Annotated in this window: 13 protein-coding genes; 5 read left to right on the plus strand and 8 right to left on the minus strand. The window is 52.7% G+C overall.

From position 1 onward, the window contains the following. Window positions 1–41: 41 nt before the first annotated feature. Genes R70723_RS30660 through R70723_RS30670 form a run of 3 tightly spaced genes read right to left on the minus strand, consistent with a single transcriptional unit; the run spans window position 42 to window position 3,709 of the window. A complete protein-coding gene (locus R70723_RS30660; RefSeq protein ID WP_047171281.1) occupies window positions 42–2,261 on the minus strand; it encodes a carbohydrate-binding domain-containing protein in 2,220 nt (739 codons plus the stop codon). Window positions 2,262–2,286: 25 nt separating this feature from the next. Continuing rightward, complete coding sequence (locus R70723_RS30665; protein WP_039877902.1) at window positions 2,287–2,973, minus strand: DUF4956 domain-containing protein; 687 nt, start codon at window positions 2,971–2,973, stop codon at window positions 2,287–2,289. Beyond that, window positions 2,966–3,709, minus strand: coding sequence for a polyphosphate polymerase domain-containing protein (locus R70723_RS30670; protein WP_039877903.1), 744 nt, complete (start codon window positions 3,707–3,709; stop codon window positions 2,966–2,968). Before R70723_RS30670 ends, R70723_RS30665 begins: the two co-directional genes overlap by 8 nt. Before the next feature lie 278 nt (window positions 3,710–3,987). Between R70723_RS30670 and R70723_RS30675 the strand changes: the two genes are divergently transcribed. From R70723_RS30675 to R70723_RS30685, 3 genes are all read left to right on the plus strand, one after another. After that, entirely contained in the window at window positions 3,988–4,665 is a 678-nt protein-coding gene (locus R70723_RS30675; protein ID WP_039877905.1) for a response regulator transcription factor, read from the plus strand. Then, window positions 4,665–5,996 carry a sensor histidine kinase gene (locus tag R70723_RS30680; protein ID WP_039877906.1) on the plus strand — a complete coding sequence of 444 codons (1,332 nt, stop codon included), beginning with the start codon at window positions 4,665–4,667 and terminating at the stop codon, window positions 5,994–5,996. Before R70723_RS30675 ends, R70723_RS30680 begins: the two co-directional genes overlap by 1 nt. 87 nt (window positions 5,997–6,083) lie before the next feature. Then, window positions 6,084–6,863: a sporulation protein gene (locus R70723_RS30685; protein WP_039877907.1), complete on the plus strand. Its 780-nt coding sequence runs from the start codon at window positions 6,084–6,086 to the stop codon at window positions 6,861–6,863. A gap of 108 nt (window positions 6,864–6,971) precedes the next feature. Here R70723_RS30685 and R70723_RS30690 read toward each other — a convergent pair whose 3' ends face one another. The 3 genes from R70723_RS30690 to R70723_RS30700 are packed head-to-tail and all read right to left on the minus strand — an operon-like array spanning window position 6,972 to window position 9,508. Beyond that, window positions 6,972–8,096, minus strand: coding sequence for an SGNH/GDSL hydrolase family protein (locus R70723_RS30690; protein WP_039877908.1), 1,125 nt, complete (start codon window positions 8,094–8,096; stop codon window positions 6,972–6,974). 34 nt (window positions 8,097–8,130) lie between these two features. Next, window positions 8,131–8,934 (minus strand): anti-sigma factor, encoded by an 804-nt coding sequence (locus tag R70723_RS30695; RefSeq protein ID WP_039877909.1) that lies wholly within the window; start codon window positions 8,932–8,934, stop codon window positions 8,131–8,133. Next, window positions 8,927–9,508 carry an RNA polymerase sigma factor gene (locus tag R70723_RS30700; protein ID WP_039877910.1) on the minus strand — a complete coding sequence of 194 codons (582 nt, stop codon included), beginning with the start codon at window positions 9,506–9,508 and terminating at the stop codon, window positions 8,927–8,929. Before R70723_RS30700 ends, R70723_RS30695 begins: the two co-directional genes overlap by 8 nt. 150 nt (window positions 9,509–9,658) lie before the next feature. Between R70723_RS30700 and R70723_RS30705 the strand changes: the two genes are divergently transcribed. Then, window positions 9,659–11,275, plus strand: coding sequence for a copper amine oxidase N-terminal domain-containing protein (locus R70723_RS30705; RefSeq protein ID WP_039877912.1), 1,617 nt, complete (start codon window positions 9,659–9,661; stop codon window positions 11,273–11,275). Between the two features lie 596 nt (window positions 11,276–11,871). Here R70723_RS30705 and R70723_RS30710 read toward each other — a convergent pair. Beyond that, window positions 11,872–12,708: a methyl-accepting chemotaxis protein gene (locus R70723_RS30710; protein ID WP_039877914.1), complete on the minus strand. Its 837-nt coding sequence runs from the start codon at window positions 12,706–12,708 to the stop codon at window positions 11,872–11,874. Between the two features lie 163 nt (window positions 12,709–12,871). Continuing rightward, window positions 12,872–13,231, minus strand: coding sequence for a MerR family transcriptional regulator (locus tag R70723_RS30715; protein ID WP_039877916.1), 360 nt, complete (start codon window positions 13,229–13,231; stop codon window positions 12,872–12,874). Window positions 13,232–13,331: 100 nt separating this feature from the next. Between R70723_RS30715 and R70723_RS30720 the strand changes: the two genes are divergently transcribed. Further along, window positions 13,332–14,042, plus strand: a complete 711-nt coding sequence (locus R70723_RS30720; RefSeq protein ID WP_039877917.1) for an SDR family NAD(P)-dependent oxidoreductase — start codon at window positions 13,332–13,334, stop codon at window positions 14,040–14,042. Window positions 14,043–14,696 lie beyond the last annotated feature (654 nt).

The following is a 14,696-nucleotide window of genomic DNA, read 5'->3' on the forward strand; positions in this document are numbered from 1 at the left end:
TTGCTATTCAATGATGCTTAACCGGCTTTAAATTCCCGGCCTTACATTTGAGACTCACTGCCGGTTCCAGATTGTGTTGTCCCGCCGGTTCCAGCAGACGGAGCGCCAGTTGGCGGTGTGCCAGTCGGCGGTGTGCCTCCAGCTGTGCCGCGGTCAGGTCTTGTACCGCCGCCGAAGCCGCCTTGGCCGCGTCCGCCGCCCATGCCGCCCATACCCTGGGCTGCTTCGGTCACACCGGATTCATTCAGCCAGGTTACGCTGCTGGAGAGGTCAAAGCTTACAACCTCTGTGCCGCCGCTGTAAGTGCCGTCAGTGTATACGCCGTCCACTGCGGTGCCTGTCGAGCTGCCGCCGGTGGAGAGGGTGTACGTGCCGCCTTCCTTCAGGTCCGGCGAGCTGATAACTACTGCACGGTAGCTCTTCGCTGGTGCAAAGGTTGCAATGGTGTTGCCGTCCTTATCCTTCAGGTTTACCAGCTGCCCGGCTTCCTGTGAATCGGTGAAGGTCATGGCGATGGAGTACTGGCTGGAAGCATCGCCGGGTGCCTGCAGCATACCCGCACTTCCTGCCGCGATCAGATATCCGCCGGTCATTTCAAAAGTTCCGTCAAAGTCCAGGGCGCCGTTGCCGTCATTAGTCGGACCGTATACAGTAACGGTACCGCCGCTCATTGTGATTGAGCCGTTGGAATCCAGACCGTCGCCTGAGGCATCCACGGTCAGCGTACCGCCAGTAATTGTAAGCATATTGCTGCCTGCACTTGCGAACTGGTCCTGCCCGCCTGCGGTTTGTCCGGCATTAGTGTCATTGCCGCCCGCTACGTTGACGCCGTCATCGGAGGCCGCTACATCAATGTCACCGCCGGAGATGGTGATATTGGCGCCTTCAATCCCTTCATAGCTCTTGGTAATGTTAATGGTGCCGCCGGAGATGGCTGTCAGGCTGTCGGCATGGATGCCGTCATCGCCTGTTTCGATCTGAAACTCCCCGCCCGTGACTGAGATGCTGCTGTTGCTGTGCACCGCATCATCTGCGGAGTCGATCGTGAAGCTGCCGCCGTTAACGGTTAGGTCACCGCCCGATTTCAGGCCCTTCATACTGACCGATTCTGTTTCAGTAGCGGTTGCTGTATCCGTGGAGGCCGCTGCATCATCTGCCGGCATTTCTGGCGGCGTCCCCTGGCCGGCTGCTGCATCACCCGCCGGCATTTCCGGCGGTGCTGCCTGCGTACCGTCCGCTGACGGAGCCTGGCCGCGCATTCCGCCGCCGCCCATACCGCCCCCGCCGAAGCCACCGCCCCCAAAGCCGCCTTCATCGCCTGTCTTCACTTCCGCGCTCTCGCTACCGCCGCCGGTCACCAGATTGTAGGTGCCGCCATCGATGACAAGAGAGGTTTCACCCTGAATGCCATCGTTTGCTGCGGTAATATCAAAGCTTCCTCCGAAGATCGCAATGAAGCCCTTCTCTGTGTCTTCGTCATTGGTCGACTTGATGCCGTCGCCCTCTGCTGTAATGGTAATGCTGCCGTCCTGCACAGCCACCAGGTCTTTACCGACCAGGCCGTCATCCGCAGCCTTTACCTCAATGGTGCCGGAGACGATTTTCAGATCATCTTTGCTTGTAATGCCGTCGTTGTAGTTGCCGTTAACCTTCAGCGTCCCGGTTCCGTTAATGGTCAGATCGGCCTTGCTAAAAATCGCTGCACTAGGCTCATCTGTAGCTGCATCCGGGTACACATAATTTGCCCCATCGGTTACGGTATTTACCGTCCCGTCTTCCAGCGTCATGATTACCTTGCCGGCTTCCTTAATGTAGACCGGTGCGCTGCTGCTGTTCGTGAGCGTGGCCCCGTTCAGCACGAGATGCACGCTGCTGTCATCCTGCACATCGATAATAATCTGGCCGTCACTCAGGGTACCGCTCAGTACATAGGTTCCGCCGGCCGAGATTGTTACCGTGCTGCCGGAAGCGACTGCCCCCGAGCCTGTTACAGTGCTACTTGTACCGCTCAGCGCAATCATTGTGGCGCTATCAGCGCTCCAGTCTGCCGCCACATCTTCTTCATCAAAGCTGACGAGATCAGCCGCCTTCACACTTGCCAATTGTACATCTGATGCAGTCCCGCCAGTAACTGCTGTAGCCACGGCTGCTGTGGCCGCCGGTGACGGGGTCGATGCACTGCTGGCCGTCCCGCAGGCTGACATTACTGCCGCTAACAGCAGAATCAGCCCCGCTTTGCTTGCCATTATAAATTTACTCATATCGGATCCATCCTTTCAGTCTGTGTTAATATTCCGCAGTTGTTGTAGGGCACATTGTCAGCGACAAATCCAGGTTGCCGTTCCGGGTGCGGATGGCATCCAGGAATTCCTTCTGGCTTGTATGCTCATCAAGGGTAACGTTATACACCAGCTCATACAGGCTGCCGAGCTCGGTGGTTCTGATCTTTTTCAGCTCATAAGCGACATTGAATTTGTTAAATACTTCGGCAAAGGCTTCTTCATAGCCCAGATTCTCAGGGATGGTAACCTTCAGTGTTTTTTGTGCTGATTTTCTTACGCCAAAACCGGTGCGGTTCAGGATAACCATGATGATGCAGAGAATAATGGTGAACAGGACTGCGTAGCCGTAAGCGCCGACGCCGCAGGCCAGGCCCGATGCCATGGTGAACAGGACAAAGGTGATGTCTTTAGGATCGCCGGGCGCGCTTCTGAAGCGGATGATGGAGAATGCTCCGGCCAGACTGAACGCTCTGGCTACGTTGCTGCCGATTAAAAGAATGATGATAGCTACAATGACCGGCAGCAGCACCATAGTGAGCGTGAAGCTCTGCGAATAGCCGGCCGGGCTAGTTTTCATATAAGTGAAGCTGATCAGCGCACCCAGCGCCAGGGAGATCAGGATGGTCAGAACCGCATTGCCAAAGGTTAAAGCCGTGCTGTCGGAGACGGCGGCGAAGATCGAATCAAGCATACAGGACACTCTCGCTTTCTACTTTGCTGTTTCTCAGCATTTTTTTATATTCATTGCCGTATTTGGAGAAGCTGGTGCGGTACATCTGGTGCTCGGAGAGCATTTTGGACAGCCAGACCGGAATGGTCTTCTCGGCCTTAACCTCCATCAGCCACTGGCCCGGCTCCATCAGCAGCTCGCCGTGGGTGCCGTGCTCCATCGCCAGGTCGTACCGCCGGCTTCTGATATTCGTATCAAAGGTGATGCGCAGATCGCGGTTATTTTTGCAGAACAGCGCCTTGCGGTCATAGGACAGGTACACCATCGGCTTCAGATCGTAGCAGCTCAGGAAGTATTTGATTTCCTCAACCACCTGCTTGTTCATGTAGTCCTTGTATTCAGGTGCGATACCTGTGCGGACAAAATCGTAAGCTTCGTCCAGCATGAGCGAGGTTCTTCTTTTGTTGACGAGACCGAAGACCTTCTTCTTGATCTCCAGGTAGACCCTGGAATCGCCATCCGGAACACCGTATGCCCGGAGGCGCAGCTTCTCTTTGTATTTCGGCTTGGACAGGCTGTTGCGGATCAGCGTATTGCTCGGTGTGTCGTAGTACAGATTCGTAATGGAATAAAACTCATGCTGTTTGTTGTAGTCATCCGGTTCCATATATTCGAGCAGTTCGTTATAGAGCTTCAGGTAGGCTGCATGATTGAACAGGTATTTGTTTTCATAGCGGTTAAAAACCTCGATAGCCATTGGGATCAGATCCTTTCTTAAATAGAGTGCTTCGTGTGTCTCGCTTGTCTATGAATGTATCTTAGCTGGCGAACCTTTAATGAAGCTTAAATAGATTTTACACTGCGTTAATTTTTTTACACCCGCTTTACACAAGCCTTCTGCAGCAAAAGAAAACCTCCGCTATATAGTAGAAGTCTTAGATTCTGCCCGCGTGGTTAAGGTTGATTAAAGGTAATCTTGCTATAATGACGTAAGTTACAGGACAGACATTAAGCTAAACTGGGGATGATGACTGGGTGAGAATTTTAATCGTGGAGGATGAGGTGCATCTGGCCGAGGCCGTGACCCAAATTCTGAAAAAGCATAACTATTCGGCAGACGCTGTGCATGACGGCAGAACGGGGCTTGATTACGCGCTGAGCGGGATTTATGATCTGCTGCTGCTCGACATCATGATGCCGGAGATGGATGGAATCAGCCTGCTGCGGGCCTTGCGCAAAAAGAGTATCCCGACCCCCGTCATTTTCCTGACGGCCAAAGGGGATACCACCGATATGGTGACCGGGCTTGATTACGGCGCCGACGACTATATCGCCAAGCCCTTCTCCTCGGAGGAGCTGCTTGCAAGAATCCGCGCCGTGCTGCGCCGCAAAGGCGAGGTGCTGCCAGACGATGCGCTGAAATACGGGGACCTGGAGCTGAATACGACGAACCTGAAGCTGATGGTGGGCGGCAAGGAAATGAAGCTGAATCTGAAGGAAAGCGAGCTGCTGGAGCTGCTGATGGTCCGCAAGCAGTCCGTTACCTCGAAGGAGCAGATTATTGAGAAGCTGTGGGGCTTTGACTCTGAGGCCGAGCATAACAATGTGGAGGTCTATATTTCTTTTCTGCGCAAAAAGCTTACGTTCCTCGGTGCTTCTACGCGGATCAGTACGCTCCGGGGCGTAGGGTATGTACTTGAGGTGAACGCCTGATGTTCAAAAAGCTCAGAAACCGTTTCCTGATCGTCAACCTGGTGACCATCTCTGTAATGATGCTGGCCGCCTTCGCTACCATCTACATTATCAACTACTTGAACGTCCAGAATGACATCCGTATGGATCTGCAGCGGATTACGGAGGCCTTTCAAAAGCCGGGCAGCGGCGAGCACCGCGGCGGCGGGATGGACGGCGGCCTTGGCAGCGGTCCGGCCGGCGCTCCGGATAGCGCCATAGACAATGGAGCCCAGCGTCTGGAGGGCGGCGGCACCTTTGGAAGAATGGGGGATAATCCGCCGCCGGAGCGGTTCATTTCCTTCATGATCGAGACCGATAACGACTGGAAGCAGACCGGGACACCCATTTCACAGCTCAGCATGGATGATGAATTCTATGCCCAGGCGCTGCAGACCGCTGTGGATATGAATACAACAACCGGAAGATTCGGGCTGGACGGCAGTCTCTGGACCTTTGAAGTCAGGCAGACCGCTGACGGGCACATGCTTGTGTTCCTGGACATTACCTCCCAGCAGAAGATTCTCACGAACATGGTCTATATTTTTACCATCGTCGGTATCGTGATGCTAATCATCCTGTACTTTACCAGCCGTTACTTCGCGAACCGCTCCATCAAGCCGGTGCAGGAAGCCTTCGATAAGCAAAAGCAGTTCATCGCCGACGCCTCGCATGAGCTGAAGACGCCGCTGGCCATTATTAATACGAATACCGAGGTGCTGCTGTCTAACCCGGACGATACGATTCAGGAGCAGTCCAAATGGCTGCATTATATCAAATCGGAGACCGAGCGGATGGCCAAGCTGACGAGTGACCTGCTCTATCTGACTGAAATGGATGATTCCCGCACCGGTATGATCCATGCCCCCTTCAACATCAGCGAAGCGGTGGAAAATATCATCCTGACGATGGAGGCCGTCATCTTCGAGAAGAATGTCGTGCTGGAGTATGATATCGAGCCTAATCTGAGTGTGAACGGCAACAGCGAGCAGATTAAGCAGGTCGTCATGATCCTGCTGGACAATGCTGTGAAGTATACCGGGCCGAAGGGTGAGGTCACCCTGTCTCTGCGCAAGCAGCATAACGACGTGCTGCTCTCCGTCACTAATACCGGCGAAGGCATCGCCGCTGAGCATCTGACCCGGATCTTTGACCGGTTCTACCGCACCGATACCTCCCGCGCCCGCAAGCAGGGCGGCTACGGCCTTGGCCTCGCGATCGCGAGGTCCATTGTCGAGCAGCAGCATAAGGGCAAGCTGTATGCCAGAAGCACAATCGGGGAGTCGGCTACGTTTTATGTGCAGCTCTCTTAATTAATTGAAATTTTAGATAAACGGCTGAAACCAGGCAGAGGATACCTCCGTATCAGAGTTATTACCGATAAGGAGGAGATTCACAGCATGTCCATGTTCAAAAGAATGCTCGCAAGCGCCGGGATTGGCGCCGCTGAAGTCAACCTCATGCTTCATCAGGATGTAGTAAAAGCCGGGGATACACTTAGCGGAGTTGTCCGCATCCAGGGCGGCCGTGTGGATCAGAAGGTGGACGATGTGTATGCCTTCGTCAAGACCCGTTACGTGAAGGAGCATAACGATTCCAAGAGCCATGTAGAGGCAACCATTGCCAAGTTCCTGCTGGCTTCCGGGTTCACCGTGGAAGCGGAACAGGTGTATGAGTTCCCGGTATCCTTCCAGCTTCCGTCCGTTACCCCGGTGACCATGGGCAAAACCCCCGTCTGGATTCATACCGGGCTTGATATCAAGGAAGCCCTTGATCCTAAGGATGAGGACTATCTGCAGGTGCTACCTCATCCGCATTCAGCGGTTGTTCTGGACGCTGCAGCCCAGCTTGGCTTCCGGCTCCGCGAGGTCAGCTGTGAATATGCCCCTCATTTCGGCAAAAGAAACGGCCTTCCTTTCGTCCAGGAATTTGAATTCCAGCCTTCCAGCCAGTTCCGCGGCCGTCTGGATGAGCTGGAAATGATGTTCTATCCAGATGACCAGGGCGTTGAGCTGCTGCTGCAGATTGACCGCAAGGCACGCGGCTTATCCGGGCTGCTGGCTGAAGCGCTCGATGCCGATGAGAAGTTCGTGAGGCTGCGCCTGGACCGCGCTCACCTGGCAGCAGGCACCGGCCATGTTGCCGACCAGCTGCTTGCAACGATCAGCAAATACGCATAACGGCTTCTATACAAGAAACCGGCTGGACGGATAGTGATCCGTCCAGCCGGTTTTTGTGTTCAGGGCAGCCGTTCTATGCATAGCTTCTTCTAAGAGGCGGCGGACATTTTATTGCAGCAATTTCAATAAATAGCCGCTTAACGCCTGAGCCGCCTGCTCATGGGCCAATCTCCCCGGGTGGCTTCGTGCGCCGGCGCTTTCCGGTGTCATATCAGGCAGCTGGAAGACCGACACCCTGTTATCACCGGTTGCGCTTATGTAGCTGTCCACCGCACGGCGGATCGCCGGCAGCATGGGGATTCCCAGCATTCCGTAGGCCCAAACCAGGTGAGCCTGCGGATTGCATTGCCGCAGCTTCACCAGGAACGACTCGGCAGCCTTCTCAAAAGCCTCCAGATCATGCTCATTAAAGGAGCCGTCTTCGTTAAGCCGCTGCTTACGGGCTATGCCGCTGGCCGGATCGGTCCATTCCGGAGAATAAAAGGCGCCGCCGTCGTTGGTGCCCAGATTAATGATAACGGCATCCGGCTGCCAGGCTTCAAAATCATTCTCCTGCAGTGCGCCAAGCGCCTCATTGCGTTCTCCGCCAAGCAGACCGCACACCTGGCTGTAATACCGGGGGATATTACAGCTGGGATTGTTATCCCAGCTGGTCAGCACGCCCCAGCCGCTCTGTGAAATAACGCGATAATCCGCCTCCAGCAACTCAGCTGTCAATGCTGTATAGCTGTCAGTTGCGCTGAACCATACCGGAATCCAGTCTTCCTCCGTCTTGGAGCCCATTACCCCTTCACCGGAGGTGATGCTGTCACCGATGAATTCAAGCTTCAGTGCTTTATCTGCGACCGGCAGGAATTCCCCGTCCGACCTTACAGCATGCAGCTGCAGCAGACAGCCCGGATCATCGCTCATGGCCTGCAGCTCCCTGACGATCCGGACATTTTTCACGGTATTTCCGTTCATTCCCCGGAATACACAAATCCAGCGTCTGCCAGCTGTTAGCATCTGTCTGCTGACAGCAAAACCGTTAATGACAATGCCAATCCACGGCTCGTGCTGGTCATAATCAGCCTCGGCTTCAATCCACAGCTCTGATCCCCTGATGTTAAATTCCACTGCGCTGCCAGTCCAGAACAGCGTCAGGGGAGCCAGGCTGCCATTTGATCTTCCGTGAACCTTAAGATGTGAAACCTCAGACAACGCTGCGGCCTGCAGCTTCCCGTTCTCTTTCATTCTTACGTTCCTCCCGGCTTTCTCCCAAGTTCAACTACCCCTGCTTGATTGGTGCCACCAGTACAATCTGTCCTCTCGGCGCTTCTCCGCCTGCGTCCGGCTCTAGTGTGATAGCAACAGTATCGTACTCCTGAGGCTCAAAGGTATAATACAGCGCGCCGTTGCCGCCCTGTGCTACGAAGGTGCCCGCATTCTGCGGAACATCCCCTTTGATCAGCCACACCTGGTATACCTCGGTCCCGGTAAGCTCCGGCAGACCCTCGGCCTGTACGACAAGATGTGTACCGCCGGTATCAGAAATGATGGTTGCCAGCCCCTTGGCTGCAGCTTCCACAGCTGACGGACTGAGCACAACCGACTCATTCACTTTGATTTGCTGAAGCGGCCCTGAGCTGGCATCCACCTGGCTCTGCAGCTGCCCGACATCCTGGCGAAGCTGGCCTGTATAGATGAGCAGTCCGACAACCGCTGCTGCAAGCCCTGCACTCACATAACGCAGGAGCGGCTTCTTTCCGGGCACAGGCACAGTCTTCACTGCGGGCTTCTGCTCCACCCGGACCGGCTCCGGCACCTCGCTTACAGGCTTTTGAGTCTTCTGCACCGGAGCCTCCGCTTCCATTACCCGGGAGAGAATGCGTTTCTTCATGCCTGACGGCGGCTCAGCAGGCTCGGAGGCAAGAGGGAGCAGCTCAATTACCTGGCGGTATTCTTTTACCAGTTTCTCACATTCCGGGCAATCCTGTAAATGAACCTCAAACCGCTCCATTTCATCGTCCTGAAGTGCGCCCAGCGCATACAACTCAGCCCATTCACACAACTCTGTATTCTCTTCACTCATGAGCCTGATCCCTCCTTCCCCAATGGATTAACCGCTTCTGCAGCTGCCTCATGGCCAGCCTTACCCTGCTCTTAACCGTCCCCAGCGGAACAGCCACATGATAAGCCGCCTCTTGCTGCGTAAGGCCCTGATAATAGATCAGATCCATCACCTGCTGCTGGTCCCTGCTCAGCTCCTGCAGGGCTTCTCTTACCTGTTCCCCCGCCAGCAGCATTTCGACCATATCCTCAGTCATGGTTCCGGTATCGCGAAGCTGTTGTATTTCCTCAGAGTCTGCGTACTGCTGCGGAGGCCGTGTATTTGTCTTGCGGAGCTGGTCAATCGCAATATTGCGTGTAACCGTAAACATCCAGGTCGACAGCTTGCCCTTGGAGGAGTCATACTGCTCCGCATGTTTCCATATCCGCATAAATAATTCCTGCATGACTTCCTCGGCTGCCATTGAGTCCTTCACAATCCGGTATGCAAAGCTGTAAATCATCTGCTCGTACCGGTCATATAGCTTTTCGAGGGCATCCGGGTCCTTTTGCCTGATCAGCTGCATTAATTGTACGTCGTCAGCGACTTCGTTCAATTGTTACCCCCCATTTCCCCAGCGTAGTTGGATGAATAATATTTTAAAATTTATATTCTAAAAAGTGATCCAACTTCAGAATACTTACGTTCCACTGAGTATAACCGCTTTTGATTAGCGGCTCAACTTTGAATGAAGGAGTGAACAGAAATGAAAAAGCTGCACAGTAAGCTGGCCATCCTGATGCTTTGCCTGAGTCTATTTGTACCCGCACTTGCAAACGCCCACGAAGTGGATACGAATGGGGCTGCACCGGATTTGCAGGCGGCACTTGGCGAGCTGCTCGGTGAGCATGCCCTGCTGGCCGTAATTGCGATGCAAAAGGGCTACGACGGTGCTCCAGATTTCAATGAGGCTGCTGCCGCACTCGGCAAGAACACAGATGACCTGTCCGCCGCGATTGCCTCGGTATACGGAAATGCCGCCGGCGGGGCCTTCAAGCCCATCTGGTCCTCCCATATCGGATATTTTGTAGACTATGTGAAAGCGGCCGCTGCCAAAGATGAGGCCGGACGGCAGAAGGCCGTCGCTGATCTGGATGGCTACCGGATGAAGCAGGCGGAATTTTTCCACAATGCCAATCCTGCATATTTTGAATCGGCTGCCCTTGCAGAAGGGCTGAAAATGCACATTAATCATCTGCTGGACGCCTTCAACAGCTATGTGAATAAAGACTATATAGCGGCCTACGAGGATACACGGACTGCTTACGCTCATATGTTCATGACTGCAGGCGAGCTAGCTGGCGGCATTCAGGCCCAGTTCCCTGATAAATTCCCTGCCGTTACCACAGCATCTCCGGGAATTGACCTGCGCGCAGGTCTTGGACAATTGCTGGGTGAGCATGCCACACTGGCCGCACTCGCCATGCAAAAAGGCATCGACGGTGCCCCGGACTTCACCGCAGCAGCGGCTGCCCTGAACAGCAACACGGATGACCTGTCCGCAGCCATTGCCTCCGTATACGGCACAGCAGCCGGCGATGCCTTTAAGCCGATCTGGTCGTCCCATATCGGATATTTTGTAGACTATGTAAAAGCCACAGCCGCTAAAGACGAAGCCGGACGCGGACAGGCTGTTGCCTCGCTCGAAGATTACCGTATGAAGCAAGCCGAGTTTTTCCACAGTGCGAATCCGGCTTATTTTGAAACGGCAGCTATTGCAGAAGGCCTGAAAATGCACATCGGCCATCTGCTGGATACCTTTAACAGCTATGTAAATAAAGATTATGCCACAGCTTATAGCCTTGAACGTACCGCCTATTCTCATATGTTCATGACAGCAAGCGAGCTGACCGGCGGCATTGTCGCCCAATTCCCGGACAAGTTCCACGGGATGAAGGCCGGCGCCGCTGAAATGACAACCATCTCAATGACAAAAGGCAGCACAGCCGTAACCGTTAACGGTACGACCAGCCAGATGGATGTTACCCCGGTAATGAAGAACGGCAGTCTCTTCATTCCGCTCCGTTACCTTGGTGAGGCTATCGGCGTGGATGTTACCTGGGATAATACCAAGAAAACACTCTGGATCATGGACAGTGACAATACCGCTGTGTTCTGGGCCGGGCAATCCTACATGGAGCTGAACGGGGAGCGTAAGAACATCGGAGCCCCGGTCTTCCTGGACAGCGGACGTGTGCAGGTTCCGGTCCGTTTCATCGCCGAGCTGCTCGGCTGGAAGGTGAATTATGCCCCTGCTGACGGAACGGTTACGCTGACGAAAGCGATGGCAGCGGCAGCCGGAGCGGTGGAGCATAGCCACTAATGTATTAGTTTTAGTAAAAAGAAGGGCCATCCCGTGTTGGGATGGCCTTTTACTGCTTCTATATAGAACGTTATTAAGAGACTAACAAACCGTCTCCCGTTCCTGCCTTAGGTAAAGCGTTGAGCAGCGGATGGATCTCCCTTGCCAAAGCGCTAACCTTAGTCAGTCGGTTCGGAGTCAAATGAGTTTAAGTGTAGTTTGTGCAATTAAAACAGGGGAATTCAGTCATTTTAAGGAGATAACTGTATTCTATACATCTATTTTTCGCGAAATAGCCGGTTCGGGGCGTTTTCGGCAAATATAAATGTATAGAGTGCAGTTAAACCCTGCAGCGAAGCTATTTAGCCTAGTTTAGTTGCAGAAAGTACAGTTATTTCAACCCGGCTCATTCATGATGCCGTGCAATTACCTACGAAACAGGGCAAGTGCATCACCGAAGAGAAGGAGAGGCGGACGCTGCCGCCTTTATTTGGTTTTACAGGATCTTCTCTCTGCTTCCCCCAGCAGAGAAATAGCTTTGATGTATTTTAGCTGTGGAAGCGATAGATTGTCTCCATGTGAGGTTATAAATGTAATTGCGGTTTATATTTGCTTCCTTACTCCACCGAGTATTCAATCAGATTGCCCGACACACCGAGCATTTTCTCACTCGACAGATGCAGACGCTCAATCACCTGGGTAAAAGCCTCAACCAGGGAAGCCTGCTCTGCCGCCGAAGCGGAAATCTGGCTGATTTCGTACTCCATTTTGCCGATAGACTCCTGGACTTCCTTCAAAGCAGCCTCGATGCCAGATGTCGCCTCTCTGGAATGAACAGAAAGCTTACGCACCTCAGTCGCTACTACTCCAAAGCCGGCTCCCGCCTCCCCTACACGCGCCGCTTCAATTGCGGCATTCAGACCCAGCAGATTGGTCTGCTCGGAGATTTCACGGATCAGGCCGGATACCCTGGTGACCTTACCCGCATTTTCAACCGCAAGCCTGCTGTTCTGCAGAATCTGCTCGCTGGTCGCCTGAAGCTCCTCGGCATGTGCTGCTACGTGCTGTACCATATCGATAAGCTCGTTCGAGATATGCTGATTATCGTCTACAACTGCGTTAAGCTGGTGCTGGTTACTCTGGTCATAGGTAGCACAGAGCACCGCCACCACTTCGTTGCTGTCATCGACAATCGGAATGTTGATGACATCTATAGGAAAGCCATATAATTCAGCGCTAATATGTACGAGGCTCGGCTCCCGCCCGTTCGTCAAGGCTCCAAAATTCTGGAACTGCGGAATCAGCGGATCACCAACCTTTTGCTCCAGCTCAAAGCCCCGGGTCTGTACAAAATAAAGAACCTTGGTCCGGTCATACACGACAAGGTTCACTTTTTCACGTAAGGTCTGGGTAAAAAACGGCAATGCCTTCAATACGCTTTCTAAGATGTTCATGCTTGCAGCTCCCTATCCATTTGAGGTCTGTATTTGATGTAAGGATAGTTATATCGGCAAAAGAATCACCATTCATTATATATTTTAAATATTAATATTATAATTTAAAGGGAGTATATAAAAGTAAGTACTTCAACTTCATTTACTAGGAAATTAAGGATTTTTAATAGTTCTCCCCGCGGTAATAACGCTCCAGCTTATGCTCCAGATGAACGAGCTGCGCCTTCTTTTTCTCAATGTCATCCAGCAGCACCTGCTTCTGCTCCTCAATCATCCGGGTTCTCTCCGGCAGGGTTGATGTCCCGGTCTTAACCATATCGTAATACCGCTTAATCTCCTCCACACTCATTCCCGTTTCCCTCAGACATTTCAGAAACACCAGCCAGCCGATATCCTCTTCACTGTACAGCCGGTTATTCTGCTCATTGCGTACCGCCGGCTCCAGAAGCCCCTTACGCTCATAAAAGCGGATCGCCCCGATGTTCAGTCCTACCCTCTTAGCAATCTGTCCTATCGTAAACATTCTGCCTGCCTCCCGAAAATTCATTGTTGACCTACACTTAGTGTAGCATATTATGCTTCAAATTATAGATAGATACCCCTTAACAGAAAGAAGGATCATAATGATGAAAACAGCTTTGGTAACAGGTGCGAACAAAGGAATCGGACTCGAAACAGCGAGACAGCTGGGCGCAGCCGGATGGAAGGTAGTGCTCGGATCACGCAGCACGGAACGGGGAGAGGCGGCAGTTGCCGAATTAACCGGACAGGGGCTGGATGTGGAGCTGTTGCAGCTGGATATGACGAATCCGGAAAGTGTCGGACAGGCTGCCGCTACAATTCAATCGCGTTACGCTAATCTGACGCTGCTGATCAACAATGCCGGGATGCCTGGGGCCTTCTCCAGCTCCTTTAGCAATACCCGTGAGGAGGATCTGCGGCAGGCTTTTGAGGTGAACTTCTTCGGTACATTCCGGTTAAACCAGCTGCTGCTCCCGCTAATTAAAAAGAATGAGGGAGCGATCATTAACGTCTCGACCGACATGGCTTCCTTGCAGTTCATGCAGCATACGGAGCATCCGCTGAACTGCTTCGACTATAATGCCTCGAAAACAGCCAGCAACGCGATGACCACCGCAATAGCTATTGAGCTAAGAGACAGCAGCGCTCAGGTCTTTGCTGTTACCCCTGGATTTACGAAAACAGACCTGAACCACAACGCCGAGGGCGGCCAGTCCAAGGAAGCGGGAGCAGCCATTATTGTCGGCTACGCCACCGACGGCAAGCGGCATAACGGGGAGTTTCTGGATGTGAACGGAATTTATGCCTGGTAAAATCATATAAACAGCGGAAAGACCGGGGAAGCTTTTTGTTTTCCGGTCTTTGTGTTCCTCCCGATTATGTAATATCTATTTGGGTTATATGAAATTTCTCGGCGATTACATAGGCGGAATTATTAAACAGCAGAATCCTTTCAGTTCCGTTATCGCTATATATCTGCGAATCCGGCCAGAGAGTAATCTCTAACCCCCGGCTCGCCAGCACGCTGCTGTACACATCAGCGATTTCCTGAGGACCAATGGTGAAAATTACAAGGCCTTCTGTGGTTCCACTTGAGCACATGAATTCACTGATTCTATCCCTCGCATTATAACTTCCCAAATATTCCTCCAGTTCCCTGAACACCCGGCCGTAAATTTCATCATCCCCCCAAAGCTGAATAGGACCCAAAATCATAAAGGAAGGCTTGTTATATTTAAATAAGACAGGATGATCCTTCAATATTCTCAGATAGGTAAATCCGCTTGCAAATTTGATATTACTTTCCCGTACATTTTCAACATATAATCTCCCAGGAGCGCAATTTACCTACAATGGTTCCGCCCTCACATTCGTACATAGAGATAATAAGCTGTAAATTGTCCCCTGCCATTTCTCCCTTGTCAACGCAGAAGACATCAAACCAGTTTCCTTCCATTACTTTGTTA

Origin of the sequence: Paenibacillus sp. FSL R7-0273 (assembly GCF_000758625.1) — a bacterium.
Classification (GTDB): domain Bacteria; phylum Bacillota; class Bacilli; order Paenibacillales; family Paenibacillaceae; genus Paenibacillus_AQ.